25 protein-coding genes are annotated in these 23848 nt (G+C 68.0%); 17 read left to right on the forward strand and 8 right to left on the reverse strand.

The window, feature by feature from the left end; genetic code table 11:
* Positions 1-46: 46 nt before the first annotated feature.
* From F9288_RS19740 to F9288_RS19750, 3 genes are read right to left on the reverse strand one after another with little or no spacing between them, the layout of a single operon-like run.
* Complete coding sequence (locus F9288_RS19740; RefSeq protein ID WP_174838342.1) at positions 47-784, reverse strand: 16S rRNA (uracil(1498)-N(3))-methyltransferase; 738 nt, start codon at positions 782-784, stop codon at positions 47-49.
* On the reverse strand, positions 781-993 hold the full coding sequence (locus F9288_RS19745) for a hypothetical protein (RefSeq protein WP_174834737.1): 213 nt from the start codon (positions 991-993) through the stop codon (positions 781-783). The genes F9288_RS19740 and F9288_RS19745 overlap by 4 nt, the downstream gene beginning before the upstream one ends.
* Positions 939-1346, reverse strand: coding sequence for a DUF2147 domain-containing protein (locus F9288_RS19750; RefSeq protein WP_254620978.1), 408 nt, complete (start codon positions 1344-1346; stop codon positions 939-941). The genes F9288_RS19745 and F9288_RS19750 overlap by 55 nt, the downstream gene beginning before the upstream one ends.
* Positions 1347-1442: 96 nt before the next feature.
* On the opposite strand from F9288_RS19750, the gene ubiA reads away from it, so the two are divergent.
* Positions 1443-2357 (forward strand): 4-hydroxybenzoate octaprenyltransferase, encoded by a 915-nt coding sequence (gene ubiA / locus F9288_RS19755; RefSeq protein ID WP_174838343.1) that lies wholly within the window; start codon positions 1443-1445, stop codon positions 2355-2357.
* Here ubiA and F9288_RS19760 read toward each other — a convergent pair whose 3' ends face one another.
* Complete coding sequence (locus F9288_RS19760) at positions 2358-2864, reverse strand: hypothetical protein (RefSeq protein WP_254620979.1); 507 nt, start codon at positions 2862-2864, stop codon at positions 2358-2360.
* Positions 2865-2985: 121 nt separating this feature from the next.
* Here F9288_RS19760 and creD point away from each other — a divergent pair, with 121 nt between their 5' ends.
* From creD to F9288_RS19805, 9 genes are all read left to right on the forward strand, one after another.
* Positions 2986-4371 carry a cell envelope integrity protein CreD gene (gene creD, locus F9288_RS19765; RefSeq protein ID WP_174838344.1) on the forward strand — a complete coding sequence of 462 codons (1386 nt, stop codon included), beginning with the start codon at positions 2986-2988 and terminating at the stop codon, positions 4369-4371.
* Between the two features lie 14 nt (positions 4372-4385).
* A complete protein-coding gene (locus F9288_RS19770; RefSeq protein ID WP_302675303.1) occupies positions 4386-5168 on the forward strand; it encodes a succinate dehydrogenase iron-sulfur subunit in 783 nt (260 codons plus the stop codon).
* 22 nt (positions 5169-5190) lie between these two features.
* Positions 5191-5658, forward strand: coding sequence for a PaaI family thioesterase (locus F9288_RS19775; RefSeq protein WP_174838345.1), 468 nt, complete (start codon positions 5191-5193; stop codon positions 5656-5658).
* 31 nt (positions 5659-5689) lie between these two features.
* Positions 5690-6781, forward strand: coding sequence for a cell division protein ZapE (gene zapE / locus F9288_RS19780; protein WP_174838346.1), 1092 nt, complete (start codon positions 5690-5692; stop codon positions 6779-6781).
* A 208-nt stretch (positions 6782-6989) separates the two neighbouring features.
* On the forward strand, positions 6990-7952 hold the full coding sequence (gene mdh, locus F9288_RS19785) for a malate dehydrogenase (RefSeq protein WP_174838347.1): 963 nt from the start codon (positions 6990-6992) through the stop codon (positions 7950-7952).
* An 81-nt stretch (positions 7953-8033) separates the two neighbouring features.
* Positions 8034-8924: a succinate--CoA ligase subunit alpha gene (sucD, locus tag F9288_RS19790; protein ID WP_174838348.1), complete on the forward strand. Its 891-nt coding sequence runs from the start codon at positions 8034-8036 to the stop codon at positions 8922-8924.
* A 74-nt stretch (positions 8925-8998) separates the two neighbouring features.
* Positions 8999-11965: a 2-oxoglutarate dehydrogenase E1 component gene (locus F9288_RS19795; protein ID WP_174838349.1), complete on the forward strand. Its 2967-nt coding sequence runs from the start codon at positions 8999-9001 to the stop codon at positions 11963-11965.
* A 77-nt stretch (positions 11966-12042) separates the two neighbouring features.
* The gene (gene odhB, locus F9288_RS19800; protein ID WP_174838350.1) at positions 12043-13239 is read left to right on the forward strand and encodes a 2-oxoglutarate dehydrogenase complex dihydrolipoyllysine-residue succinyltransferase; all 1197 of its coding nucleotides are present in this window, start codon (positions 12043-12045) and stop codon (positions 13237-13239) included.
* Between the two features lie 329 nt (positions 13240-13568).
* Positions 13569-14039, forward strand: coding sequence for a GNAT family N-acetyltransferase (locus F9288_RS19805; protein ID WP_174838351.1), 471 nt, complete (start codon positions 13569-13571; stop codon positions 14037-14039).
* Between the two features lie 10 nt (positions 14040-14049).
* On the opposite strand, the gene F9288_RS19810 is transcribed toward F9288_RS19805, so the two are convergent.
* Genes F9288_RS19810 through F9288_RS19820 form a run of 3 tightly spaced genes read right to left on the reverse strand, consistent with a single transcriptional unit; the run spans position 14050 to position 16508 of the window.
* Positions 14050-14577 carry a DUF2141 domain-containing protein gene (locus tag F9288_RS19810; RefSeq protein ID WP_174838352.1) on the reverse strand — a complete coding sequence of 176 codons (528 nt, stop codon included), beginning with the start codon at positions 14575-14577 and terminating at the stop codon, positions 14050-14052.
* A gap of 57 nt (positions 14578-14634) precedes the next feature.
* On the reverse strand, positions 14635-15300 hold the full coding sequence (locus F9288_RS19815; RefSeq protein WP_174838353.1) for a hypothetical protein: 666 nt from the start codon (positions 15298-15300) through the stop codon (positions 14635-14637).
* Positions 15273-16508, reverse strand: coding sequence for a TIGR04063 family PEP-CTERM/XrtA system glycosyltransferase (locus F9288_RS19820; protein ID WP_174838354.1), 1236 nt, complete (start codon positions 16506-16508; stop codon positions 15273-15275). The genes F9288_RS19815 and F9288_RS19820 overlap by 28 nt, the downstream gene beginning before the upstream one ends.
* A 93-nt stretch (positions 16509-16601) precedes the next feature.
* Here F9288_RS19820 and F9288_RS19825 point away from each other — a divergent pair, with 93 nt between their 5' ends.
* From F9288_RS19825 to dinB, 7 genes are all read left to right on the forward strand, one after another.
* The gene (locus F9288_RS19825; protein WP_174838355.1) at positions 16602-16742 is read left to right on the forward strand and encodes a hypothetical protein; all 141 of its coding nucleotides are present in this window, start codon (positions 16602-16604) and stop codon (positions 16740-16742) included.
* Positions 16735-18096 (forward strand): putative O-glycosylation ligase, exosortase A system-associated, encoded by a 1362-nt coding sequence (locus F9288_RS19830; protein ID WP_174838356.1) that lies wholly within the window; start codon positions 16735-16737, stop codon positions 18094-18096. Before F9288_RS19825 ends, F9288_RS19830 begins: the two co-directional genes overlap by 8 nt.
* A gap of 41 nt (positions 18097-18137) precedes the next feature.
* Positions 18138-19142 carry a DNA topoisomerase IB gene (locus F9288_RS19835; RefSeq protein WP_174838357.1) on the forward strand — a complete coding sequence of 335 codons (1005 nt, stop codon included), beginning with the start codon at positions 18138-18140 and terminating at the stop codon, positions 19140-19142.
* Between the two features lie 13 nt (positions 19143-19155).
* A complete protein-coding gene (locus tag F9288_RS19840; RefSeq protein ID WP_174838358.1) occupies positions 19156-20313 on the forward strand; it encodes a mechanosensitive ion channel family protein in 1158 nt (385 codons plus the stop codon).
* A gap of 182 nt (positions 20314-20495) precedes the next feature.
* On the forward strand, positions 20496-20945 hold the full coding sequence (locus F9288_RS19845; protein ID WP_174838359.1) for a MaoC family dehydratase: 450 nt from the start codon (positions 20496-20498) through the stop codon (positions 20943-20945).
* 63 nt (positions 20946-21008) lie between these two features.
* A complete protein-coding gene (locus F9288_RS19850; RefSeq protein WP_174838360.1) occupies positions 21009-22187 on the forward strand; it encodes an acetyl-CoA C-acyltransferase in 1179 nt (392 codons plus the stop codon).
* Positions 22188-22288: 101 nt separating this feature from the next.
* Positions 22289-23377 (forward strand): DNA polymerase IV, encoded by a 1089-nt coding sequence (gene dinB, locus F9288_RS19855; RefSeq protein WP_174838361.1) that lies wholly within the window; start codon positions 22289-22291, stop codon positions 23375-23377.
* A gap of 6 nt (positions 23378-23383) precedes the next feature.
* Here the strand turns inward: dinB and F9288_RS19860 are convergent, their stop codons facing one another.
* A complete protein-coding gene (locus F9288_RS19860) occupies positions 23384-23827 on the reverse strand; it encodes a MarR family winged helix-turn-helix transcriptional regulator (protein ID WP_174838362.1) in 444 nt (147 codons plus the stop codon).
* Positions 23828-23848: the final 21 nt, after the last annotated feature.

Here is a 23848-nt window from a genome sequence, read left to right on the forward strand (position 1 = left end):
GTTATCAATGTCAACATTGAGGATGGACGAGGACGGTCGCCCGACGCTACCGCCAGTCGCCCGCGCTCGCCATCCAGATGGAGACGGCGGCGGCGGCGGCGGTATCGGCGCGAAGGATACGCGGCCCGAGCGAGATCGCCACCGCGCCCGGCGTCGCGCGGATCAATGCGCGCTCCTCGTCGTCGAAGCCCCCTTCCGGGCCGATCAGGATCGCCGCCGCGCCCGGCCGCATCGCATCGCGCGCGGGCGCCCCGCCCTGCTCGTCGGCGAAATAGAGCGCGCGCTCCGCCGGCCAGTCGCGCAGCAGCGCGGCGAGCTTCACCGGCTCCGCCACCTCGGGCAAGGCGGTGCGGCCGCATTGCTCCGCCGCCTCGATCATATGCGCGCGCAGGCGATCGGTGTTGGGCTTGTCGACCACCGTGCGCCGGGTGACGACCGGCACGAAGCGCGCGACGCCAAGCTCGCACGCCTTCTCCGCCATCCAGTCCACCCGCCCCTTCTTGAGCGGCGCGGCGAGCAGCCACAGGTCCGGCACCGCCTCGCGCGCCGCCATCCGCTCGCGCACGTCGAGCGCCAGCTCGCGCCGCCCGACGCTCTCCACCACCGCGAGCCATTCGCCGGTCGCGTCGTCGAACAGCCTGACCGGATCGCCCGCTTTCAATCGCATCACCTGCCCGAGATAATGCGCCGCCGGCCCGTCGATCCGCCGCGCGCCGGCGGCAAGCTGCTCGGGCACATAGAGGCGCGGCGTCGAGCGCGGCGGCCAGGAGGGGGGGGCGATCATTGCTTGCGGTCCCGGATCATGCGTCGCGCGAGCATGAACAGGAGGAAACCGGCGAAGGCAATGCCGATCACCGCGATCGCGATGCCGCCCGCCACCCGCAGGATGGCGTAGAACAGGGCCTCGACGAAACGGCCGATCGCGACGGAAAGATGGATCAGCGGACGCGCTTCCAGCTTTGCGTCTTGCAGCCGAAGCCCGCGAACAGGCACCCCTTGCCGACGATCGTATCGTGATCGACCAGTTCCAGCGTGCCGTCGAACGTCTGCCCGATATCCGGCACATAGACCTGCCCGTACCACAAGCCGTCATCCTCGCGCCGGAAGTCGTGGAACAATTCGGTGCCGATGAGCCGGTCGGTGCCGCCACGCGCGGCATCGGCCACTGCCTTCTCGCTGGCGGCGACGACGCGACCGCACAGCCCCTGCCCGCATGGCGCGATGCGGATGCGCACGCTGCCCGAATCGTTGCGCCACGTCCCCGTCAGCGCCGGCCCGCGCTGCGCCTCCACCGGGGCGACGATCGAGACGAGAGCGGCCACCGCCGCGATCCGCATCAGGGACATACGCTTGCACTCCTTCACCCGTCGCGGGTCTAGCCCGAACGACAAACTCGCGACAGCCTGTGGCGGAAGCATGACGCGAGGGATAGGAAGCGCATCGTGACCGACACGCCCGATATCGTCCCCGACAGCCAGCATCGCGGCATCGTCGCCGCCCTCCCCCCGCGCCTGCGCGACTTCGCCTTGCTCGCGCGGTTCGACCGGCCGATCGGCTGGTGGCTGCTGTTCTGGCCCGGCGCATGGGCGGTGGGGCTGGCCGGCGGCGCGGTCGAGCGCTGGCGGCTGATCCTGTGGCTGCTTGCCGGCAGCATCGCGATGCGGGGCGCCGGCTGCGTCTATAACGACATCGTCGACCGCAAGCTGGACGCCAGCGTCGCGCGCACCCGCGCGCGCCCGCTCGCCAGCGGCGCGGTGTCGCTCAAGGCGGCGTGGGCGTGGCTCGGCCTCTTGTGCCTCGTCGGGCTGGTCGTGCTGCTGCAATTGCGCGCCGACACCGCGATCATCGCGCTCGCCAGCCTCGCGCCGGTCGCCGCTTATCCGTTCATGAAGAAGATCACCTGGTGGCCGCAGGCGTGGCTCGGCCTCGTCTTCTCCTGGGCGGCGCTGGTCGGGTGGAACGAGACATGGGGCTGGCTCGCGCTGCCCGGCCTGCTGCTCTACGCGGGATCGATCTGCTGGGTGATCGGCTATGACACGATCTATGCGTTGCAGGACCGCGAGGACGACGCGCTGGTCGGCATCCGCTCGTCGGCGCGGCGGATGGGATCGGCGGTGGTGCCGGGGGTTGGCGGCTTCTATCTCGCCGCGCTGGTATTGTGGGGCGCGGCTTTCTGGCTCGTCCGCCGCGATCCCCTGGTGTTCGCGGCCCTGCTGCCGATGGCGGCGCACCTCGGATGGCAGGTGCTGACGCTCAGGCCGCAGGACAATGACGGCGCGCTCGCCCGGTTCCGCGCCAACCGCTTCGCCGGCCTGCTGATGTTCCTCGCCTGCGCCGTGGTGGGCACGCGGCTCTAGTCAGACCCGGCATCCCTTCCCGCGCGCGATGCCGCGCAGGAAGCCGCGCCGGGCGAGGCCGGCATAGGTCGCCGCCTGCATCCGCCGCTGCGCCGCCGCCGCGCCGCTCACCTCGCGCACCAGCCCGCGGAACGGGATGATCGTGTCGACCACCGTCTCGCCCGCCACCTTGGCGATTTGCCCCGCCTTGGTGCCGGTCACCGCCACCGTCTCGCCGAAATCGGGGCCGAGCGCATTGTTGAGCGCGGCGATCCCGCCTGAAAGCTGCGCGCAGGAAGCCGTGCCGCGCATGCTGTAGGGCGCGTTCGCCGCGCGCTGGAGCACGGGGGGCACCTTCTTGTTGCCGATCCCGACGTCATGCACCGGCCGCGCGGCGATCTTGCCCGCCTCGTCGAGCGTGGAATCGCCCTTCTGCTCCTGCGGGCGCGGCGCATCCTGCGCGGCGAGGCTCGCGGGCAGCGCCGCCGAGGTCAGGATCAGAACCACGCGGGCAATACGCATCATCATTCACCTCTCTTTTGCCGCTCAAGCCGGTTCAACGCCGCAACCGCGCAGGCGATCCGCGCGGATTGCGGCATCTTCGCTTCATCGCTAATCCCTCTCCATTCGCCGACGGAGGGACGCGCAAATGGCGGTTGGACAACGGACGCCCGGCGGCAAGCTGCTGATCGCGGTGCTGATCGGGCTGCTGCTCGCGATCCCGCTCTTCACCGTCTATCTGCTGGTATATGATCGCCAATCGCAGTCGCAGGTCGCGCGCGCCTCGATCGCGGAGGGCTGGGGCGGGCCGCAGACGATCGCCGGCCCGGTGCTGGTGCTCCCCTATCAGGAGCAGGTGACGGAGACGGTCAACGAAGGCGGGCGGCAGGTCGCCAGGACCAGCACCGTCTGGCGCGAGCTGACGCTGGCCCCGGAACAGGCCGACCTGCGCACCGACCTCACCCCCGAACGCCGCCGCCGCTCGATCTACGAGGCGGTGCTGTTCGACGCGGCGGCGAGCGGTACGGCGCGCTTCGCCCTCCCGGCGGACCTCGCGCGGTTCGGCATCACGTCCGATCGCCTGTTCTTCGACCGCGCCGAACTGCGCTTCGGCCTGCGCGACGCGCGCGGGCTTTACGGCCCGCCTCCGGCGGTGACGGTCGACGGGCGCAAGCTGGTGCTCCAGCCCGGCAAGGGCTCGCCCGCCACCGGCGGCGCCGGCTTCTTCACCTGGCTCGACGCCTCGGCGCTGCGCGAGCGGGCGATGACCGCGAGCTTCCGCTTCACCTTCCGCGGCAACGGCTGGCTCGCGCTCGCTCCGCAGGCGGGGGACACGCGCTGGACGGTCGCCTCGACCTGGCCGCATCCCAGCTTCCAGGGCGGCTTCCTGCCCAGCGCGCAGAAAGTGACGGCAAGCGGTTTTACCGCGACATGGCGGGTCGGCAACCTCGCGCTCGGCCGCGCGCTCGTCTCGGCCGGCGAGCAGACGCCGGACGCCGCGCCCAACGCGCTGCCCGACCGCTACGACACCGCGCAGCCGGCGGGCAGCTACGAGGCGCGGGTCGACCTCATCTCCCCGGTCGATCTCTACAGCCAGGTCAACCGCTCGGTGAAATACGGCTTCCTGTTCATCGGCTTCACCTTCATGGCGTTCCTGATGTTCGACGTGATCGCGGGGGTGCGCGTGGCGACGGCGGAATATCTGCTGGTCGGCGCGGGGCTGGTGCTGTTCTTCGTGATGCTGCTCGCCTTCGCGGAGGTGATCGGCTTCGCGGCGGCGTATATCCTGGCGGCGGCGGCGATCATCGGGCTGCTCGCGGCATATTCGGCCGCCGTGCTGAAAAGCTGGCGGCGGGGCGGCTATATCGCCGCCTTGCTCACCGCGCTTTACGCGATCCTGTACGTCCTGCTGAGCCTTGAAGCCTATTCGTTGCTGATCGGAGCGATTCTCCTGTTTGCGGCGCTGGCCGGCATCATGTACCTGACGCGCAATCTCGACTGGAGCGGCCTTCGCTCCGCGACCGCAAACGACTGAGATCGGGAAGAACGATGGCCGAATTCACCTTGCCCGCCAACAGCAAGATCAAGGGCGGACGGAAGATCCCCTCGCCCCAGCCGGGGGGCAAGATGCGGAATTTCAAGATCTACCGCTACGATCCCGACTCGGGCGAGAACCCGCGCTACGACACGTTCGAGGTGAACCTCGACGAATGCGGCCCGATGGTCCTCGACGCGCTCATCAAGATCAAGTCGGAGCAGGATTCCACCCTCACCTTCCGCCGCTCCTGCCGCGAGGGCATCTGCGGCTCCTGCTCGATGAACATCGACGGCAAGAACGGCCTCGCCTGCACCACCGCGATCGAGGACATGAGAGGCGAGGTGAAGATCACCCCGCTCCCCGCGATGGACGTCATCAAGGACCTCGTTCCCGACTTCACGCATTTCTACGCGCAATATGCCTCGATCAAGCCGTGGCTCCAGACGGTGACGCCGCCGCCCGCCGGCAAGGAGCGGCTCCAGTCGCCGGAGGACCGCAACAAGCTCGACGGCCTCTACGAGTGCATCCTGTGCGCCTGCTGCTCCACCTCTTGCCCGAGCTATTGGTGGAACAGCGACAAGTTCCTCGGCCCGGCGATCCTGCTGCAGGCCTATCGCTGGCTGGCCGACAGCCGCGACGAGATGACCGGCGAGCGGCTCGACGCGCTGGAGGACCCGTTTCGCCTCTACCGCTGCCACACGATCATGAACTGCGCCAACGCCTGCCCCAAGGGCCTGTCGCCGGCCAAGGCGATCGCGGAGATCAAGAAGATGGAAGCCGAGCGGATCGTCTGATCCCCGCGCATCGCCTTCTTCCATGACCGAACCCAAACCCGAATTCCTCTACGAGGAGCATCCCGATCATCCCGGCTGGATGAAATGGGGGTTCAAGGACGCGACGCGCTACAACGCCTTCCTCGGCGAGATGATGGTGCGCATCGACGAGGACGGCCATGCCCGCGTGCGGATGACGCCGCAGCGGCAGCATTCCAATCTCGCCAACGTCATCCACGGCGGCGCGATGCTCGGCTTCATCGACGTGTCGCTGTTCGCCGCCGCGCGCGGCTTCGGCCTCATCACGGCGGGCACGGCGGTGACGCTCGACCTCAACACCCATTTCATCGGCGGCGGCCGGATCGGCGAGCCGCTGGAGGCGCGCGTCGAGCTGCTGCGCGAGACGGGCCGCCTGCTGTTCCTGCGCGGGCTGGTCGTGCAGGGCGATGGCGATGAGGTGATGGCGGAGTTTTCCGGCACGATCAGGAAGCCCTCGACGCCGCGTCGATAGCCGTTCGTCCTGGCCGCAAGAAACGGAAATCATGGGTAAAGTCCTCACCGCTTATGACGCGCTGATCGCCGCCGGCGAGTTGCGCCCGGACGTGGAGCAAGCTTCCGCCGCCGCCCGGCTCGACGTGCTTGCCGCCGAATTGGAGCATCCGAAGACCAAGGGCCTGTTCCGTCGCCGCCCCGTCCCGCCGCGCGGCGTGTACATGTGGGGCGACGTCGGGCGCGGCAAGTCGATGCTGATGGACCTGTTCTTCGCCAATGTGGCGATCGAGCGGAAGCGCCGCGTCCATTTCGCCGAATTCATGCTGGAGGTGCATGGCCGCATCGCGATCGAGCGGCGCAAGGAGCAGGGCGACCCGATCCTCCCCGTCGCCGCAGCGCTGGCGGAGGAGGCGCGATTGCTCGCCTTCGACGAGATGATGGTGACCAACTCGCCCGACGCGATGATCCTCTCGCGGCTGTTCACCGCGCTGATCGAATCGGGCGTGACGGTGGTGACAACCTCCAACCGCGCGCCGTCCGAGCTTTATAGGAACGGCCTCAATCGCGAGCATTTCCTGCCCTTCATCGCGCTGATCGAGGAGCGGCTCGACATCCTCACGCTGAACGGCCCGATCGATTACCGCCGCGACCGGCTCGGCCAGCAGGACACCTGGCTGGTGCCCAACGGCCCGAAGGCGACCGCCGAGCTTTCCGCCGCCTTCTTCCGCCTCACGGATTACCCGCCCGAGGATCGCGATCACGTGCCCTCGGAGGATTTGATCGTGCAGGGCCGGGAACTGCACGTGCCCAAGGCGCTGAAGGGCGTGGCGGTGTTCAGCTTCAAGAAGCTGTGCGCGGAGGCGCGTGGCAGCGCCGATTACCTCGCGATCGCAAGGCGTTACCATACCGTCATCCTCGTCGGCATCCCCGTGCTGGGACCGGAGAGCCGCAACGAGGCGGCGCGCTTCGTCAGCCTGATCGATGCGCTCTACGAGCATAAGGTGAAGCTGCTCGCCGCCGCCGACGCGCAGCCCGACCAACTCTATCCCAGGGGCGACGGCCGCTTCGAGTTCCAGCGCACCGTCAGCCGGCTGGAGGAGATGCGATCGGAGGAGTATCTCACAGCCGGGCACGGGGCCTGATCGGGCCGGCGCACCCGCCGACGCGATATGCGCCCTTCGTTCAGGCGACGGTCAGCAAGCAGATTCGCCGGACACGGTCGTTTATTGCTATTGCGAATGTTTTGCAATAAATTCCTTAACCTTCGGGCTTTATCGGGTTGCCCTACGCGTTGGATGGGCGTAGGCGGCCTTTCCATTCACGCCGCAACCACTGACGGAAGGGAATGGAATGGCCCGCAAGAAGATCGCGCTGATCGGCGCCGGAAACATCGGCGGAACGCTCGCGCATTTGGCGGCCCTCAAGGGCCTGGGTGACATCGTCCTGTTCGACGTGGTGGAGGGCGTGCCGCAGGGCAAGGCGCTCGACCTGTCGCAGTGCGGCCCGGTCGAGGGCTTCGACGCGAAGATCACCGGCACCAACGACTACAAGGATATCGCGGGCGCGGACGTCATCATCGTCACCGCCGGCGTCGCCCGCAAGCCGGGCATGAGCCGCGACGACCTGCTCGGCATCAACCTCAAGGTGATGAAGTCGGTCGGCGAGGGCATCCGCGACAACGCGCCGGACGCCTTCGTGATCTGCATCACCAATCCGCTCGACGCGATGGTGTGGGCGCTGCGCGAATTCTCCGGCCTGCCGACCAACAAGGTCGTGGGCATGGCGGGCGTGCTCGATTCGGCGCGCTTCAGCTACTTCCTCGCCGAGGAGTTCGGCGTCTCCGTGAAGGACGTGAACACCTTCGTGCTCGGCGGGCACGGCGACACGATGGTGCCCGTGCTCGAATATTCCACCGTCAGCGGCATCCCGGTCAGCGACATGATCGCGATGGGCTTCTCCACCAGGGAGAAGGTTGACGAGATCATCAAGCGCACCCGTGGCGGCGGCGGCGAGATCGTCGCGCTGCTCAAGACCGGCTCGGCCTATTACGCGCCCGCCACCAGCGGCATCGCGATGGCGGAAGCCTATCTCTACGACCAGAAGCGCATCCTGCCCTGCGCGGCCTATCTGTCGGGCGAATATGGCGTGAACGACCTGTATGTCGGCGTGCCGGTCGTCATCGGCGCGGGCGGCGTGGAGAAGGTGGTCGAGGTGAAGCTCGGCGATGAGGCGAAGGCCAACCTCCAGGTCTCGGTCGACGCGGTCAAGGAACTGCTGGTCGCCTGCAAGGGCATCGACGGCAGCCTCGCGTAATCGCGGATTTCCGCCCGCGCGGGCATATGATTTGGAAGCCATCCTCTCGACGGGTGGTTTAAGGGTTTGATTGGAGAACCAATGAGCATTCTCGTCGACAGGAACACCAAGGTCATCACCCAGGGGATGACCGGCAAGACCGGCACCTTCCACACGAAGGCCGCGCTGGATTACGGCACGCAGATGGTCGGCGGCGTCACGCCGGGCAAGGGCGGCACGGTGCACGAAGAGCTCGGCCTGCCGAACTTCGACACGGTGGCGGAGGCCGTCGCCAAGACCGGCGCGAACGCCAGCGTGATCTACGTGCCGCCGCCTTTCGCGGCGGATTCGATCCTCGAGGCGATCGACGCGGAAGTGCCGCTGATCGTGTGCATCACGGAAGGGATTCCGGTGCTCGACATGGTCAAGGTGAAGCGTGCCCTTTCCGGCTCCAAGTCGCGCCTGATCGGCCCGAACTGCCCCGGCGTGCTGACGCCGGGCGAGTGCAAGATCGGCATCATGCCGGGCAACATCTTCAAGAAGGGCTCGGTCGGCGTGGTCTCGCGCTCGGGCACGCTCACCTATGAGGCGGTGTTCCAGACCTCCAACGCCGGCCTCGGCCAGACCACGGCGGTCGGCATCGGCGGCGATCCGGTCAACGGCACCAACTTCATCGACGTGCTGGAGCTGTTCCTGGCCGACGACGCGACCGAATCGATCATCATGATCGGCGAGATCGGCGGATCGGCCGAGGAGGAAGCCGCGCAGTTCCTGAAGGACGAGGCGAAGCGCGGCCGCAAGAAGCCGATGGCCGGCTTCATCGCCGGCCGCACCGCCCCTCCGGGCCGCCGCATGGGCCATGCCGGCGCGATCGTCTCCGGCGGCCAGGGCGGCGCGGAGGACAAGATCGCGGCGATGGAAGCGGCCGGGATCAAGGTCGCGGCTTCGCCCAGCGAGCTTGGCTCGACGCTGCTCGAAGTGTTGAAGGGTTGATAAATCCGCCCCGGAAGCGAACCTTCCGGGGCGCAAGCGGCATTCTCCCCGGGATGCCCCAGGACGGGTGAATCATGGGCTACGAAGGCCAGGATTTTTCGGACATCGCGGGCGGCGTCTCGCCGGCGTTCATCGACGCGCTCTACGCGCGCTACAAGACCTCGCCGGATAGCGTCGAGCCGGGCTGGCGCGACTTCTTCGAGGGGCTGGAGGGCGCGGTTTCCCATCCATCGTGGGAAAGCGACCGCTGGCCGCTGACCACCACCGACGACCTGACCGCCGCGCTCGACCCGACGCAGATGGAGCCGGCGCCCCGGCCCGCGAAGGGCAAGCCCGCTCCTGTCGCCGACGCCCCCGCCCCCAGCCAGGACGCGATCGTCAAGGCCGCCGCCGATGCGATCCGCGCGCAGATGCTGATCCGCACCTATCGCGTGCGCGGCCATCTCGCGTCGAACCTCGATCCGCTCGGCCTGTCCGGCCTGCGCGAGCTGCCGGCGGACCTCACCACCGAATATCACGGCTTCTCCGACGCCGACCTCGACCGCCCGGTGTATCTCGGCGGCACGCTCGGCCTGCAATGGGCGACGGTGCGCGAGATCGTCGCCATCCTGCGCGCCAATTACTGCGGCAACGTCGGCCTCGAATATATGCACATCGCCGACGTGGAGGAGCGTCGCTTCCTCCAGGACCGTATGGAGGGCAAGGACAAGGCGATCCAGTTCACCTCCGACGGCAAGAAGGCGATCCTCAACAAGGTGATCGAGGCCGAGCAGTGGGAACGCTTCCTCGGCAAGAAGTATGTCGGCACCAAGCGTTTCGGCCTCGACGGCGGCGAGAGCATGATCCCGGCGCTGGAAAGCGTCATCAAGTACGGCGGCCAGATGGGCGTCAACGAGATCGTGTTCGGCATGGCGCATCGCGGCCGCCTCAACGTGCTGGCCAACGTGATGGCCAAGCCGCTGCGCGTGATCTTCCACGAATTCGCCGGCGGATCGGCCAACCCGGACGACATCGGCGGCTCGGGCGACGTGAAATATCACCTCGGCACCTCCACCGATCGCGAGTTCGACGGGCACAAGGTGCATATGTCGCTGGTCGCCAACCCGTCTCACCTCGAGGCGGCCGACCCGGTGGTGCTGGGCAAGACCCGCGCGATCCAGACGATCGCGCACGATCTGGAGGAGCATTCGCACTCGCTGCCGGTGCTGATCCACGGCGACGCGGCCTTCGCCGGGCAGGGCATCGTATGGGAATGCCTCGGCTTCTCCGGCATCCGGGGTTACAACACCGGCGGCTGCATCCATTTCGTCATCAACAACCAGATTGGCTTCACCACCAGCCCGCAATTCGCGCGCTCCTCGCCCTATCCGTCGGACGTGGCGAAGGGCGTGCAGGCGCCGATCTTCCATGTGAACGGCGACGATCCCGAAGCCGTCACCTTCGCGTGCAAGATGGCGATCGAATATCGCCAGACCTTCCACCGCGACGTGGTGATCGACATGTGGTGCTATCGCCGCTTCGGCCACAACGAGGGCGACGAGCCGAGCTTCACCCAGCCCTTGATGTACAAGGCGATCCGCAGCCATCCGCCGGTCAGCGAGATCTACGGCGCGCGCCTCATCTCCGAGGGGGTGATCGATCGGGCGTGGATCGACGGGAACGTCAAACAGTTCACCACCCTGCTCGAAGGCGAGTTCGAGGCGGGCGCGAGCTACAAGCCGAACAAGGCCGACTGGTTCGCCGGCCGCTGGTCCGGCCTGTCGGTGCCGGCCGATGCCGAAACCGCGCGGCGCGTGGCGGACACCGCGATCGAGCCGAAGCTGTTCGACGCGCTCGGCCGGCTGCTGACCACTGTCCCCGACACGATCAGCATCCACAAGACGCTGGCGCGTGTGCTGGACGCCAAGCGCGAGATGTTCCGCACCGGCGAGAATTTCGACTGGGCGACCGGCGAGGCGCTGGCGTATGGTTCGCTGTTGTCGGAAGGCTATGGTGTGCGCCTGTCCGGGCAGGATTCCGGGCGCGGCACTTTCTCTCAGCGCCATGCCGTGTGGGTCGACCAGAACGACGAGCATAAATATATCCCGCTCGCGCATGTCGAGCATGGCGATTTCGAGGTGCTGGACAGCCCGCTCTCCGAATATGGCGTGCTCGGCTTCGAATACGGCTATGCGCTGGCCGATCCCAAGACGCTCGTGCTGTGGGAGGCGCAGTTCGGCGACTTCGCCAACGGCGCGCAGATCATGATCGACCAGTTCATCGCGGCGGGCGAGGCCAAGTGGCTGCGCGCCAACGGCCTGGTGATGCTGCTGCCGCACGGCTACGAGGGACAGGGGCCGGAGCACAGCTCGGCCCGGCCGGAGCGTTTCCTCCAGCTTTGCGCCGGCGACAACATGCAGGTCGCCAATTGCACCACGCCGGCCAATTACTTCCATCTGCTGCGCCGGCAGATGCACCGCCCGTTCCGCAAGCCGCTGATCGTGTTCACGCCCAAGTCGCTGCTGCGGCACAAGATGGCGGTGTCGGGCGCGGCGGACTTCCTGGGCGACAGCCATTTCCGCCGCATCCTCTCCGATCCGTCCGCCCCGGCGGACGCGGAGACGAAGCGGCTGGTGCTGTGCACCGGCAAGGTCGCCTATGACCTGATCGAGGCGCGCGACGCGGCGGGCGACACGGCCACCCAGATCGTCCGCATCGAGCAGCTCTATCCCTTCCCCGGCGACGCGCTGGCGGTGCGCCTCGCGCGCATGCCGAACCTCGATGAAGTGATCTGGGCGCAGGAGGAACCGCGCAACAACGGCTATTGGTTCTTCGTGGAACCCTTCATCGAACAGGCGCTGATCGCGGCGGACAGCCCGGTGAAGCGCCCGCGCTACGCCGGCCGCGCCGCCGCCGCCTCGCCGGCCACCGGCCTGATGAAGCGCCACCAGGCGGAGCAGGGCGCGCTGGTCGCCGATGCGCTCGGCCACAATGTTCGCGAGGAGATCCGCCGCACCCGCGAGGGCGATTCGGCGAAGAAGGCCGGCAAGGCCGGCGCGTGACTTTCGTCGCTCCGGCGCTTGCCGGGGCCTCACAGTGACAGCAATATCCCGGCTCCGGCAGGGATGATGAGGTAAAGATGGCAACCGAAGTTCTGGTCCCCACGCTGGGCGAATCGATCACCGAGGCGACGCTGGGCGAATGGCTCAAGCAACCGGGCGACAAGGTGGCGGCCGACGAGCCGATCGCCAGCCTGGAGACCGACAAGGTCTCGGTCGAGGTGCCCTCCCCTGTCGCCGGCGTCATGGGCCAGCATGCCGTGCAGGTCGGCGACACCGTGCAGGTCGGCGCGATGATCGCGACGGTCGAGGCGGGTGACGGCGTGGCTGCCGCCCCGGCTCCCGCCGCCGCCGCTCCGGCGCCCGCCACCGGCGAAAGCGCGGACACCCCGGCCGCGCTATCGCCTTCGGTGCGCCGCGCGGTGCTGGAGCATGGCGTCGATCCGGCGACGATCAAGGGCACCGGCAAGGACGGCCGCCTGACCAAGGAGGACGTCGCCGCCGCCGCCACCGCCAAGGCCGCCGCGCCGTCGGCCGCGCCCGCCCCTGCCACGCCGTCGGTCGCCGCCTCCACCGGCCGCAAGGAGGAGCGCGTGCGCATGACGCGCCTGCGCCAGACGATCGCCAAGCGCCTGAAGGACGCGCAGAACTCGGCCGCCATGCTCACCACATTCAACGACGTGGACATGACCGCGGTGATCGAGGCGCGCGCCAAATACAAGGACCTGTTCGAGAAGAAGCACGGCGTCCGCCTCGGTTTCATGGGCTTCTTCGTGAAGGCCGCGTGCATGGCGCTGAAGGATATCCCGTCCGTCAACGCCTCGATCGAGGGTGATGAGATCGTCTATCACGACTACGCCGATATCTCGGTCGCGGTGAGCGCGCCCAACGGCCTCGTCGTGCCGGTGATCCGCGACGCGGACCAGCTTTCGGTGGCCGGCATCGAGAAGACGATCGGCGACTTCGGCCGCCGCGCCAAGGACGGCACGCTCAAGATGGAGGAGATGAAGGGCGGCACCTTCACCATCTCCAATGGCGGCGTGTTCGGCTCGCTGATGTCGACCCCGATCATCAACCCGCCGCAGTCGGCGGTGCTCGGCCTGCACCGCATCGAGGACCGTCCGGTGGTGCGCGACGGACAGGTGGTGGTGCGCCCGATGATGTACCTCGCGCTCAGCTACGACCATCGCCTGATCGACGGCCGCGAGGCGGTGACCTTCCTCGTCGCGCTGAAGAACGCGATGGAAGACCCGACGCGCATTTTGATCGACCTGTGACCGTGCGGCCGCCGGCTTCCGCAGGAGCCGGCGCGCAAGTCCCGCGCGCCTGTTGCGACATACCGGCGGATATCGCCCGCCGGGCCACCGCCTTTCGCTGGTGAGGTAAACGGCCGTAGCGATCGGATGAATCGCCCGGACGGCTTTGCTATCATCGCGGGATGCCCGACGCTCCCTTTTATCCCGCTCTCTTGTACGGTTGGCTTTCAGCGCGATCGGTTTGCCGCGGGCTTCCCTTGCCCGTAGCCGATCGTGGCGGATTCAGGGTTGAAACGAATCTCCCCGACGAGGCGTGCCGTTGGGTCTTCCCCGCGCTTTGCGAGGGGCTGGTGGATATCGGGCGGGAAGTCACGCAGCCGCGCCACTTCATCAAGCTTTGCGGAACGGCTGAAGATCTGCGGGCCATCCTGCCGGAGACATGGCATCTTCAGCCCCGACGTTATTTCATGCTCGCGGCTGGCCGGCAGCCAGCGCCAGGGCCGCTGCCGGAAGGCTACAGGCTTGAATGCGACCGCAACGGCCCAGCGACGATGGCACGCATCACCGCCCCGGACGGCGTCCTGGCCGCGAGCGGACATGCCGCCGAGGCGGCGGGCGTCTTCATCTACGACCGGATCGAAACCGCGCCGGAACACCGGCGGAGGGGATTGGGCGGCATCGTCATGAACGCGCTGAACGCACACCGGAAATCGACGAACGCTCCCGAACTTCTCGTCGCGACCGAGGACGGGCGCCGACTCTATGCGTCGCTGGGCTGGACGGTGCTTTCCCCATATTCGACGGCGGTGACGGCCGGGTAACGCCGCCCGGTCACCGCCCGATCTCGCTCAGCGGCTTCAGCGAGGTTCCGCTCAGATACATCATCGTCACCGAAATCTCGGTCACGCCCTGCCCCACATGCACGGCGGTCTGCTTCGGCGAGGGCTTCCGGCCGAAGATGAAGTCCCAGATCGTCACGCGCGGATTGCCGCTCGCGCCGCCGCCGTCCGAGCGGTCGGTCTGGTCGTTGGCGTTGGCGTCGTGGCGCACGTCGATCGCATAATTGCCCGGCGCGGCGACGGGCATGCAGACCCGAATCGGCTCCGTCCGGGGTGTCGGGATCTCCACCTTGGTCTGCCACTTCACCTTGTCGAACCAGGTGGAGGTGTCGCCGCCGAAGGTACGCACGCGCAGCGTGCCGAGCCGGTTCTTGAGGCCGGTGATGGAGACGAGGATCGCCGGCCCCCCTCCCGCCACGCAGCGCGCCGCGTCGGGGCCGAGGATCGGGGTTTCCGCCGCTGTCGGTGGCGCATAGACCAAAATCGCGGCCAGCACCGCCGCCGAACGATGTTTCATCATGACGCCATCACCGCGAGTTGCGGCGTTTTTGGGGCATGAACCAGCTTATTTCCGCGCTCAATGCGCGGCGAGCTTGCGCAATGCGCCCAATGTGTCGTCCAGCCGCCGTCCCCGCGCGCGGGTCGCGGCGCCGCGCTCCAGCCGTTCGAGCAGCGCGGCGATCGAATCCGCGGGCTGCCCCTCGACCTCCGCCGCGCCGGGTAGCGGAAAGGTTTCAAACCGCTCGCCACGCGCTTCGGGCGTAACGGCGGCGAAGGCGCCGGGATCGAAATCGGCAAGCGGCAGATCGAGATCGGCCGGCAGCGCGCGCTCCTCATCGCCCGGCACCGGCTCCGCGAGGAGCGGTTCGCCAAGCTCGCTGCGCGCGGCGATCGGGCGGCGCGCGGGCGCATCGGGATGCGCGTCGGCCCGGCGCAACGGCGGCGTCGCGCCGAGCCGGGTGGCGCGGCGGCGTCGCGTGAACGGCAGGGGCGCGATCCGGGGCAGCAAGCCGGCCAGCACGATCAGCCCGCCACCCGCGAACGCCAGCAGCGTCCGTCCGGTCACGCCGATCGGCGGCGCGGCGCCCGGCACCAGCGCGGCGAGCCGCAGCCGCCCGACCGCCGCATCGAGCAATGCCGGCGGCGCGGCGGCGATCAACCCCGCCGCGAGCGCCCCCAGCGCGACACACAGCGCCGGAAGGAGATTCCGCATGTTCAGCTTGTAGCGGTTCGTTGCGACCATGACTCGTCCATACACGCGGCTTTGGTCAGCCGTTGGTAAACCGGCTCATAATTAGAAATATTTGACAACCAGTTACGTTCCGCCTCGACGAAGGCGCGGGCGCGTTCACGCCGCGCGTCCCAGTCGTCGCGATTGGAGAGCAGCCCCGCCAACGCGGCGGCGATCGCGGCGGAATCGTCGGCGGCGAACAACGTGCCGGTATCGTCGTCGCGGATCAGTTCACGGTGCCCGCCGACGTCGGACGCCGCCACCAGCCGGCGCTGCGCCATCGCCTCCAGCGGCTTCAGCGGCGTGACGAGATCGGTCAGCCGCATCCGCTTGCGGGGATAGGCCAGCACCTCGACCACGCCATAATAACGCTCGACCTGATCGTGCGGCACGCGGCCGACAAAATGGATGCGATCCGCCGCCGAAGAGGTGACTGCCTGCGTTCGCAATGCCTGCTCCATCGGGCCGCCGCCGACCAGCAGCAGCCGCGCTTTCGGCCGCGCCGCTATCAGTGCGGGCATCGCCGCGATCAGGTCGTCCAGCCCCTCGTAATCGTAGAAGCTGCCGATGAAGCCGATCGTGTCGCCCTCCAGCCCCAGCTCCGCCGCAAGCGCCTCGTCGCGCGGCCCCGGCGCGCCGAACAGGCCGAGATCGACGCCGTTGGGGGAGACGACGATCTTTCCCGGCACGATGCCGCGCGCGATCAGGTCGCCGCGCAGCCCCTCGCAGATCACCGCCACGGCATCGGCGCGGCGCACCGTCCATGTCTCCAGCGCGCGCGTCGCGCGATAGCGGGCGGAGCCTTCGCGCCCCGTGCCGTTGCCGACCGACGCATCCTCCCAGAAGGCGCGGATCTCATAGACCAGCGGCAATCCGCGCCGCCGCGCCACCCACAGCGCGGCGAGCGCGCCAAGCACGGGCGAATGCGCGTGGAGCAGGTCCGGGCGGAACGCTTCCACCACGGCGTCGATGCGGCGAGCGAAGGCGGCGATTTCCGCCAGTTCGCCGAGCGGCGCGGGCAAGGCGCGAATCGGTATCGTGCGGTGGAAGTCGATCCCGTCGATCCGCTCGAACGCAGCCTCGGTCGCCCCCTGTCGCGGCCCGGTGACGGCGGCGACCTCCCACCCGCGTGCCATCTGCGCCGTCAGGATCGCGCGGGTGCGGAAGGTGTAGCCGCTGTGCAGCGGCAGTCCGTGATCGAGAACGTGAAGGATACGCATCGCGCCCGACGCATGCCACGCGATCGTTTAACGCCGCGTCAACCGCATCTCGATTAGTCCCGGCCCGACCGTTCCTGCGGAGGCATTGCGCTCATGATCGACAATTTCGCGCTCGGCCTGACGCATGGGCTGATGCTGCTCGCCGCCTTCCTGCTGCTGCGCCGCCCCGACCTGGACCGCGAACCGTCGCCGCGCGACGACGCGCCGCGCAAGGGGCGCCGCCCGCGTGCGTGACCTCGCCTTCATCGGCTTCCTCGTCGCGCTGCTCGGTATGGGGCTGCGCAAGCCGTTCCTGTTCGTGCTGGCCTATGTCTATATCGACATCGTCTCGCCGCAGCGGCTGACATACATGCTGCTCAACAGCGTGCCAATCTCGCTGATCGCGGTGGCGCTGGCGGTCGGCGGATGGCTGTTCTTCGACGACAAGCGCGATTCGCGATTCGCCCCGCGCCAGGCGCTGATCCTCTTGCTGATGCTCTATTGCGGCATCACCACGCGCACCGCCGACTTCCCGGTCGAGGCGCTGGACAAGTGGGACTGGGTATGGAAGGCGCTGGCCTTCGCCGCCTTCCTGCCGCTCACGCTGCGTACGCGGCTCAGGATCGAGGCGCTGCTGCTGTTCATGGCGCTCTCCGCCGCGTCGATCATCATCGTCGGCGGGATCAAGACGCTGGCCTCGGGCGGCGGCTATGGCGAACTGAACCTGATGGTCGCCAACAATTCCGGCCTGTACGAGGGAAGCATCATTTCCGCCGTCGCGATCTGCCTGATCCCGATCGTGCTGTGGCTGTCGCGCTACGGCACCTTGTTCGGCACGGGCCGCGCGGTGAAGGGGTTCGCCTACGCCCTCAGCTTCGCCTGCCTGCTGATCCCGGTCGGCACCTCGGCGCGTACCGGTCTCCTGTGCATCGGGCTGCTGGCGGTGCTGATGCTGCGCGAGGTGAAGCGGCGGCTGCTCTATCTCGCCGCGCTGGGCCTGGCGGTGCTGGTCGCGGTGCCGTTCCTCCCCTCGGCGTTCAGCGACCGGATGGCGACGATCGAGACCTACAAGGCCGACGAATCTGCCTCCACCCGCCTCGCTGTGTGGCAGTGGACATGGGAATATGCCAAGACCCACCCGTTCGGCGGCGGCTTCGAGGCCTATCGCCAGAACCGCATCCGCTACGACACGGTGGCGGTGAAGGGATCGGGCGCATCGACCACCATCGAGCGCAACCTGACGGTCGACCAGAGCCGCGCCTATCACTCCAGCTATTTCGAGATGCTCGGCGAGCAGGGCTATCCCGGCCTTGCCCTGTGGCTGCTCATCAACGTGATCGGCATCGTCCGCATGGAGGTGTTGCGCCGCCGCTACCGCGAGGGCGAGTTCGCCTGGGGCGGCGCGCTGGCGGGGGCGTTGCAGCACGCCCACCTGATCTATCTGCTCGGCGGCGCCTTCGTCGGGATCGCCTTCCAGCCGTTCATCTACATGCTGATCGGCGCGCAGATCGGGCTGGACACCTATCTCGCGCGGCGGCGGCAGGAGAGCGCATGGGGTGGCTACTTCCGCCGCGCGAGCAAGCCGATTCCGGCAACCGCGCCAGCCTGAGCGACGGAACCCGCCCTCGTTCCGCGCATTTGGACGCGAAGATGGCAACGCGGAAAATCGTCTATTGCGATGACAGCACCCCCGGCATCACCCGGCGCAAGCTAGTCCGGGGCTGGGCCTATCACGACGTGCGGGGCCGGCCCATCACCGACCGCGACGAGATCGACCGGCTGAACGCGATCGCCTTGCCTCCCGCCTATGCCGATGCCTGGTTCTGCCCCCGCCCCAATGGCCATATCCAGGCGGTCGGCTGGGACGAAAGGGGCCGCAAGCAATATCGCTACCACCCCGATTTCCGCGAGGCGCGGGAGGCGGCGAAATACGATCGCTGCGCGGAGTTCGGTGCGGCGCTGCCGCTGCTCCGGCAACGCGTCGCGGCCGACCTGCGCAAGCGATCCATGTCGCGCGAGCGCGCGGCGGCGGCGGTGGTGCGGCTGCTCGACCAGACGCACATCCGCGTCGGCAACGAAGCCTATACGAAAACCAACCGCAGCTTCGGCGCCACCACCCTGCGCAAGCGCCACGCCCGCGTGAACGGCGCGACCGTGCGGCTGCGCTTCCGCGGCAAGGGCGGCGTCGAGCGCGAATGCGCGCTGACCGACCGCGCGCTCGCTCGTTTCGTCCGTGCCTGCGACGATCTCGGCGAACAGCATCTGTTCGCGTGGCTGGACGAGGACGGAAATGCGCATCCCGTCACCTCCTCCGACGTCAACGCCTATATCCGCGCCGCGACCGGCGAGGATTTCACCGCCAAGCATTTCCGCACATGGGGGGCGAGCGTCGTCGCGTTCGAGGCGCTCGCCACCGCCGAGCGGGACCTGAGCCTGAAGGCGATGCTGGAGCCGGTGACGCGCCGACTGGGCAACACGCCGGCGATCGCGCGCAAATCCTATGTCCACCCCGCGCTGATCGAATTGGCGCGGGCCGGGCAGGCCGCGTTCCGCAAGGGCTTGCGCATGCCGCGCAAGACACGTCACTTGAGCCGCGTCGAGCGCGGCCTCATCGCGTTCCTCGAAACCGGAGCGCCCGCCGCGTCAGCGGCCTGACAAGGGAAAGAAGATGAGCAATTCGAGCAGCGCGGCGAAGGCGCCCGTCCTGCCCCATCATAATTGGAACGAGCAGTTCCGCATCCTCTATCAATCGAGCAGCGAATGGATCGCGACGCACTGGTTGCAGATCGCGATCGCGGTCGCCATCGCGGTGGGGATCGCGAGCTTGCTGATCTGGGCGCGCAGCCTGGGACCCAGGCTCGCCAGCCGCAGCAGCAGCGGCAAGGGCTGGCCAGCGGTGTTCGGCCGTGCGATCCAGCGCACAGGCACCCTGTTCATCGTCTTGCTCGCGGCGAAGCTCGTCTCCGGTTTCGCCGACGCGCCGTGGCCGGTCGCGCGGACGATCAACGTGCTGTTCGGCATCGCCGCGATCTTCCAGAGCGCCACCTGGGCGCGCGAGGTCATCATCGGCGCGATCGAGCGGCGCACCCGCTCGGATCATTATTCGGGCGAGGCGCTGATGAGCGCGATGGGGCTGATCCGCGTGCTGGTCAGCTTCGCCGTGTTCGCGATCGCGCTGATCGTGGTGCTCGACAATCTCGGCGTGAACGTAACGGGCCTCGTCGCCGGCCTCGGCGTCGGTGGCATCGCGATCGGCCTCGCCGCGCAGGGCATCTTCGCCGACCTGTTCGCGGCGCTGGCGATCATCTTCGACCGGCCGTTCCGGCGCGGCGATTCGATCTCCTATGACACGTCGTCCGGCACGGTGGAGGAGATCGGCCTCAAATCCACCCGGCTGCGCGCCACCAACGGCGAGGAACTCATCATCGCCAACCGCAAGCTGCTGGACAAGGAGATCCGCAACAACGCCCGCCGCCCGTTCCGCCGCACCACCTTCACGCTGGGCCTCGCCTATGAGACGCCAGTGGAGAAGCTCGACGGATTCCCCGCGCTGGTGAAAGGCGTCGTGGAGGCGGCGGGGCTGACCTATATCCGATGCGGCTTCATGGGTTTCGGTGCGTCGACCCTCGATTTCGACATCGAGTTCGATAGCGACTCCGCCGATTACGCGGCGGCTTATGAGGGACGGCACAAGGTCGGCATCGGGTTGCTCAGGATGTGCGCGGAACAGGGCATCTCGATCCCCTATCCGACACAGACCACGCTGACCGCCGCGCCTGACGGGAAGCTCATCATGCCCTATCCCGACAGCCCTGCGGCCGGCTGACACCGCGTCGAGTCGGCCGTCAACTCCTTCGGGTTTAGAATATCGGGTTCGCCGCACCCACCAGCGATGCGGCCAATTTTCAAGCGTCGGGTCGGGAAGGCTTGCGGCGAACGCTCTTCCGCGCCTAGAGGGATGACCGCGCGCGCTGCGGCGCACAACAGACCAATGTACGGAGGGAGCGCATGACCGTCGACGAGATGAAGGCCAGCATCGGCAAGGAAACCGTGTCCGACTGGATCGAGGTGTCGCAGGACATGATCAACAAGTTCGCCGACGCCACCGGCGACCATCAGTTCATCCACGTCGACCCGGAGCGCGCGAAGCTCACGCCGTTCGGCACGACGATCGCGCACGGCTTCCTCACGCTGTCGCTGCTGCCGCAGATGGCGGCGAAGAATCCCGACACGCCGCGTCTCGACGGGGTGAAGATGGCCGTCAACTACGGCGGCAACAAGGTGCGCTTCCTCGCGCCGGTGCCGTCAGGCTCGCGCGTGCGGGGCCGTTCGAAGGTCACCGAGTTCGAGGAAAAGCGCCCCAGTCAGTACCAGTATACGACCGAGACCACCGTGGAGATCGAGGGCGCCGAAAAGCCCGCGATGATCGCCGAGTGGATCACGCAGGTCTTCGTCTGAGACGCGCCGCCAGCCGTTGAGACTGCCCTCCCCAGGCAATCCGAACCTTCAGGAGAAAAGACCATGCGTTCCGCCGTCATCGTTTCTACCGCCCGCACGCCGATCGGCCGCGCCTATCGCGGGGCATTCAATAACACGCTGTCGCCCACGCTCGCCGGCCATGCGATCCGCGCCGCCGTCGAGCGCGCGAAGATCGACGGCGCGGAGGTGCAGGACGTGGTGTTCGGCGCCGCGCTTCAGCAGGGCGCGCAGGCGACCAATATCGCGCGCACCTCGCTGCTGCGCGCCGGGCTGCCCGTCACCGTCTCGGGCATGTCGGTCGATCGCCAGTGCGCCTCCGGCCTGATGGCGATCGCCACGGCGGCGAAGGAGATCATGGTCGACAACATGGACGTCGCGATCGGCGGCGGCGTGGAATCGATCAGCATCGTGCAGACCCCGCAGATGCGCGTGCAGCCGGACCCGGAACTGGTCGCGATGCACAAGGACATCTACATGCCGATGCTCCAGACGGCCGAGGTGGTCGCCAAGCGCTACGGCGTCAGCCGCGACGCGCAGGACGAATATGCGCTCCAGTCGCAGCAGCGCACCGCCGCCGCGCAGGCCGCCGGCAAGTTCGATGACGAGATCGTCGCCGTCACCGCCAACATGGCGATGGTGAACAAGGAGACGAAGGAAGTCTCCTATAAGGAAGTGACGCTCGCCAAGGACGAGGGCAACCGCCCGGAGACGACGCTGGAGGGGCTGAAGTCGCTCGCGCCGGTGCTCGGGCCGGACATGAACATCACCGCCGGCAACGCCTCGCAGCTTTCCGACGGCGCGTCGGCAAGCGTGCTGATGGAGGAGAAGCTGGCCGAGAAGCGCGGCCTCACCCCGCTCGGCCGCTATGTCGGCATGGCGGTGGCCGGCACCGAGCCGGACGAGATGGGCATCGGCCCGGTCTTCGCGATCCCCAAGCTGCTCGACCGGTTCAACCTCAAGATGGACGACATCGGCCTGTGGGAGCTGAACGAGGCGTTCGCGGTGCAGGTGCTCTATTGCCGCGACAAGCTCGGCATCCCCGACGAGTTGCTCAACGTCAACGGCGGCGCGATCTCGATCGGCCATCCCTACGGCATGTCCGGCGCCCGCATGACCGGCCATGCGCTGATCGAGGGCAAGCGGCGCGGCGCGAAATACGTCGTCGTCACCATGTGCATCGGCGGCGGCATGGGCGCGGCCGGGCTGTTCGAGGTGCTGTAACCTCCCGCGGCAAGCTGGGTTACGGAAATCCCGGTCGCACGGCGCGGCCGGGATTTTTGTATGTTCGCGCCCTGTTCTCCTCATGCCGTTTCCGTGCCACAATGGCGGGCGTGTCGGACGCATCCTCCACGCGCAAGATCATCCATATCGACATGGACGCCTTCTACGCGTCGGTCGAGCAGCGCGATCAACCGGAACTGCGCGGGCGCCCCGTCGCAGTGGGCAGCGCGGAGGCGCGCGGCGTGGTAGCCGCCGCGAGCTATGAGGCGCGCGCCTTCGGAGTGCGTTCCGCCCTGCCCTCCGCGACCGCGCTGCGGCGTTGCCCGCATATCGTGTTCGTCCGCCCGCGCTTCGACGTCTATCGCGCGATCAGCCGGCAGATCCGCGCGATCTTCGCTCATTATACCGAGCTGATCGAGCCACTCGCGCTCGACGAAGCCTATCTCGATGTCACCGAGGACCGTTGCGGTCTCGGCTCGGCGCGCGCGATCGCGGCGGAAATACGCGCGCGCATCCGCGCCGAGACCGCGCTGACCGCCTCCGCCGGGGTGAGCTACAACAAGTTCATCGCCAAGCTCGCGTCGGACCAGAACAAGCCGGACGGCCTGTGCGTCATCCCGCCCGCGAAAGGGCCATCGTTCGTCGCGGCGTTGCCCGTCTCACGCTTCCACGGCGTCGGCCCGGTGACGGCGCGGCGGATGGCGGCGCTGGGGATCGAGACGGGCGAGGACCTGCGCGGGCAGAGCCGCGAGTTCCTCCGCGCGCATTTCGGCAGCCACGCCGATTACCTCTACGGCGCCGCGCGCGGGATCGACGAGCGTCCGGTGCGCGCCGACCGTCCGACCAAGTCGATCGGCGCGGAACGAACCTATGGGCACAACCTCACCGACGCCGGCGAGATCATGGCCGCGCTCGATCACGTCGCGGAGGCGGCATGGGAACGTGTCGTGCGCAGCGGCGAGCGCGGCCGCACCGTGACGCTGAAATTCCGCCGCGCCGATTTCCGCACCTTCACCCGCGCCCGCTCGCTGGTCGATCCGGTGGCGGACAAGGCGCAGTTCGCGGCGATCGGCCAGGCGCTGATGACGCGCGAGCTGCCAGTCGCGGGCGGCGTCCGGCTGCTCGGCCTGACGCTGTCGAACATCCTTGATGCGAGCGAGCGCGCGCAACCGGTGCTGCCCCTCGGCTGACGTCGCTCAGGCCGTCTCCAGCACGGCCGCGTCGATCCGGCGGAGCATCGCGGTGAACGCCTCCAGCTCGCCGGGCGCGAAGCTCGCGAAGATGCGCCGCTCCAGCTCCAGCGCCTTGGGCGCGACCAGCGCGTAAAGCTCGCGCCCCGCGTCAGTGAGCGACAACAGGTGGGAACGCTTGTCCGCCGCATTGGGCGCGCGTTGCAGCAGCCCGCGATCGACTAGCCCGATCGCCGCGCGGCTGACCGTCACCTTGTCCATCCGCGTGCGCTCGCCGATCTCCGCCTGCGTGATCGTGTCCACCTCCGCGATCACCGCCACCAGCCGCCATTCGGGGATCGAAAGGCCGAACATCACCTCATAGGCGCTGGCGATGCGGTCGCTCACCAGATTCGAGGTGATCGACAGGCGATACGGCAGGAACCGATCGAGCTGGAGCCGGTTGGTCATCGGTCACGTCGTAGCATTTGA

Source organism: Sphingomonas sp. CL5.1 (assembly GCF_013344685.1).
GTDB lineage: Bacteria > Pseudomonadota > Alphaproteobacteria > Sphingomonadales > Sphingomonadaceae > Sphingomonas.

Bases quoted from the DNA above. Each gene is read 5' to 3' on its own strand.
- odhB (WP_174838350.1), top strand. From the start codon at position 12,043: ATGGCAACCGAAGTTCTGGTCCCCACGCTGGGCGAATCGATCACCGAG.
- F9288_RS19740 (WP_174838342.1), bottom strand. From the start codon at position 784: ATGATCGCCCCCCCCTCCTGGCCGCCGCGCTCGACGCCGCGCCTCTAT.
- F9288_RS19825 (WP_174838355.1), top strand. From the start codon at position 16,602: ATGATCGACAATTTCGCGCTCGGCCTGACGCATGGGCTGATGCTGCTC.
- F9288_RS19815 (WP_174838353.1), bottom strand. From the start codon at position 15,300: ATGGTCGCAACGAACCGCTACAAGCTGAACATGCGGAATCTCCTTCCG.
- dinB (WP_174838361.1), top strand. From the start codon at position 22,289: ATGGCGGGCGTGTCGGACGCATCCTCCACGCGCAAGATCATCCATATC.
- F9288_RS19795 (WP_174838349.1), top strand. From the start codon at position 8,999: ATGGGCTACGAAGGCCAGGATTTTTCGGACATCGCGGGCGGCGTCTCG.
- F9288_RS19845 (WP_174838359.1), top strand. From the start codon at position 20,496: ATGACCGTCGACGAGATGAAGGCCAGCATCGGCAAGGAAACCGTGTCC.
- F9288_RS19750 (WP_254620978.1), bottom strand. From the start codon at position 1,346: ATGTCCCTGATGCGGATCGCGGCGGTGGCCGCTCTCGTCTCGATCGTC.
- mdh (WP_174838347.1), top strand. From the start codon at position 6,990: ATGGCCCGCAAGAAGATCGCGCTGATCGGCGCCGGAAACATCGGCGGA.
- F9288_RS19840 (WP_174838358.1), top strand. From the start codon at position 19,156: ATGAGCAATTCGAGCAGCGCGGCGAAGGCGCCCGTCCTGCCCCATCAT.
- F9288_RS19820 (WP_174838354.1), bottom strand. From the start codon at position 16,508: ATGCGTATCCTTCACGTTCTCGATCACGGACTGCCGCTGCACAGCGGC.
- F9288_RS19770 (WP_302675303.1), top strand. From the start codon at position 4,386: ATGGCCGAATTCACCTTGCCCGCCAACAGCAAGATCAAGGGCGGACGG.
- F9288_RS19835 (WP_174838357.1), top strand. From the start codon at position 18,138: ATGGCAACGCGGAAAATCGTCTATTGCGATGACAGCACCCCCGGCATC.
- F9288_RS19760 (WP_254620979.1), bottom strand. From the start codon at position 2,864: ATGATGATGCGTATTGCCCGCGTGGTTCTGATCCTGACCTCGGCGGCG.
- F9288_RS19850 (WP_174838360.1), top strand. From the start codon at position 21,009: ATGCGTTCCGCCGTCATCGTTTCTACCGCCCGCACGCCGATCGGCCGC.
- zapE (WP_174838346.1), top strand. From the start codon at position 5,690: ATGGGTAAAGTCCTCACCGCTTATGACGCGCTGATCGCCGCCGGCGAG.
- sucD (WP_174838348.1), top strand. From the start codon at position 8,034: ATGAGCATTCTCGTCGACAGGAACACCAAGGTCATCACCCAGGGGATG.
- F9288_RS19810 (WP_174838352.1), bottom strand. From the start codon at position 14,577: ATGATGAAACATCGTTCGGCGGCGGTGCTGGCCGCGATTTTGGTCTAT.
- F9288_RS19860 (WP_174838362.1), bottom strand. From the start codon at position 23,827: ATGACCAACCGGCTCCAGCTCGATCGGTTCCTGCCGTATCGCCTGTCG.
- creD (WP_174838344.1), top strand. From the start codon at position 2,986: ATGGCGGTTGGACAACGGACGCCCGGCGGCAAGCTGCTGATCGCGGTG.
- F9288_RS19775 (WP_174838345.1), top strand. From the start codon at position 5,191: ATGACCGAACCCAAACCCGAATTCCTCTACGAGGAGCATCCCGATCAT.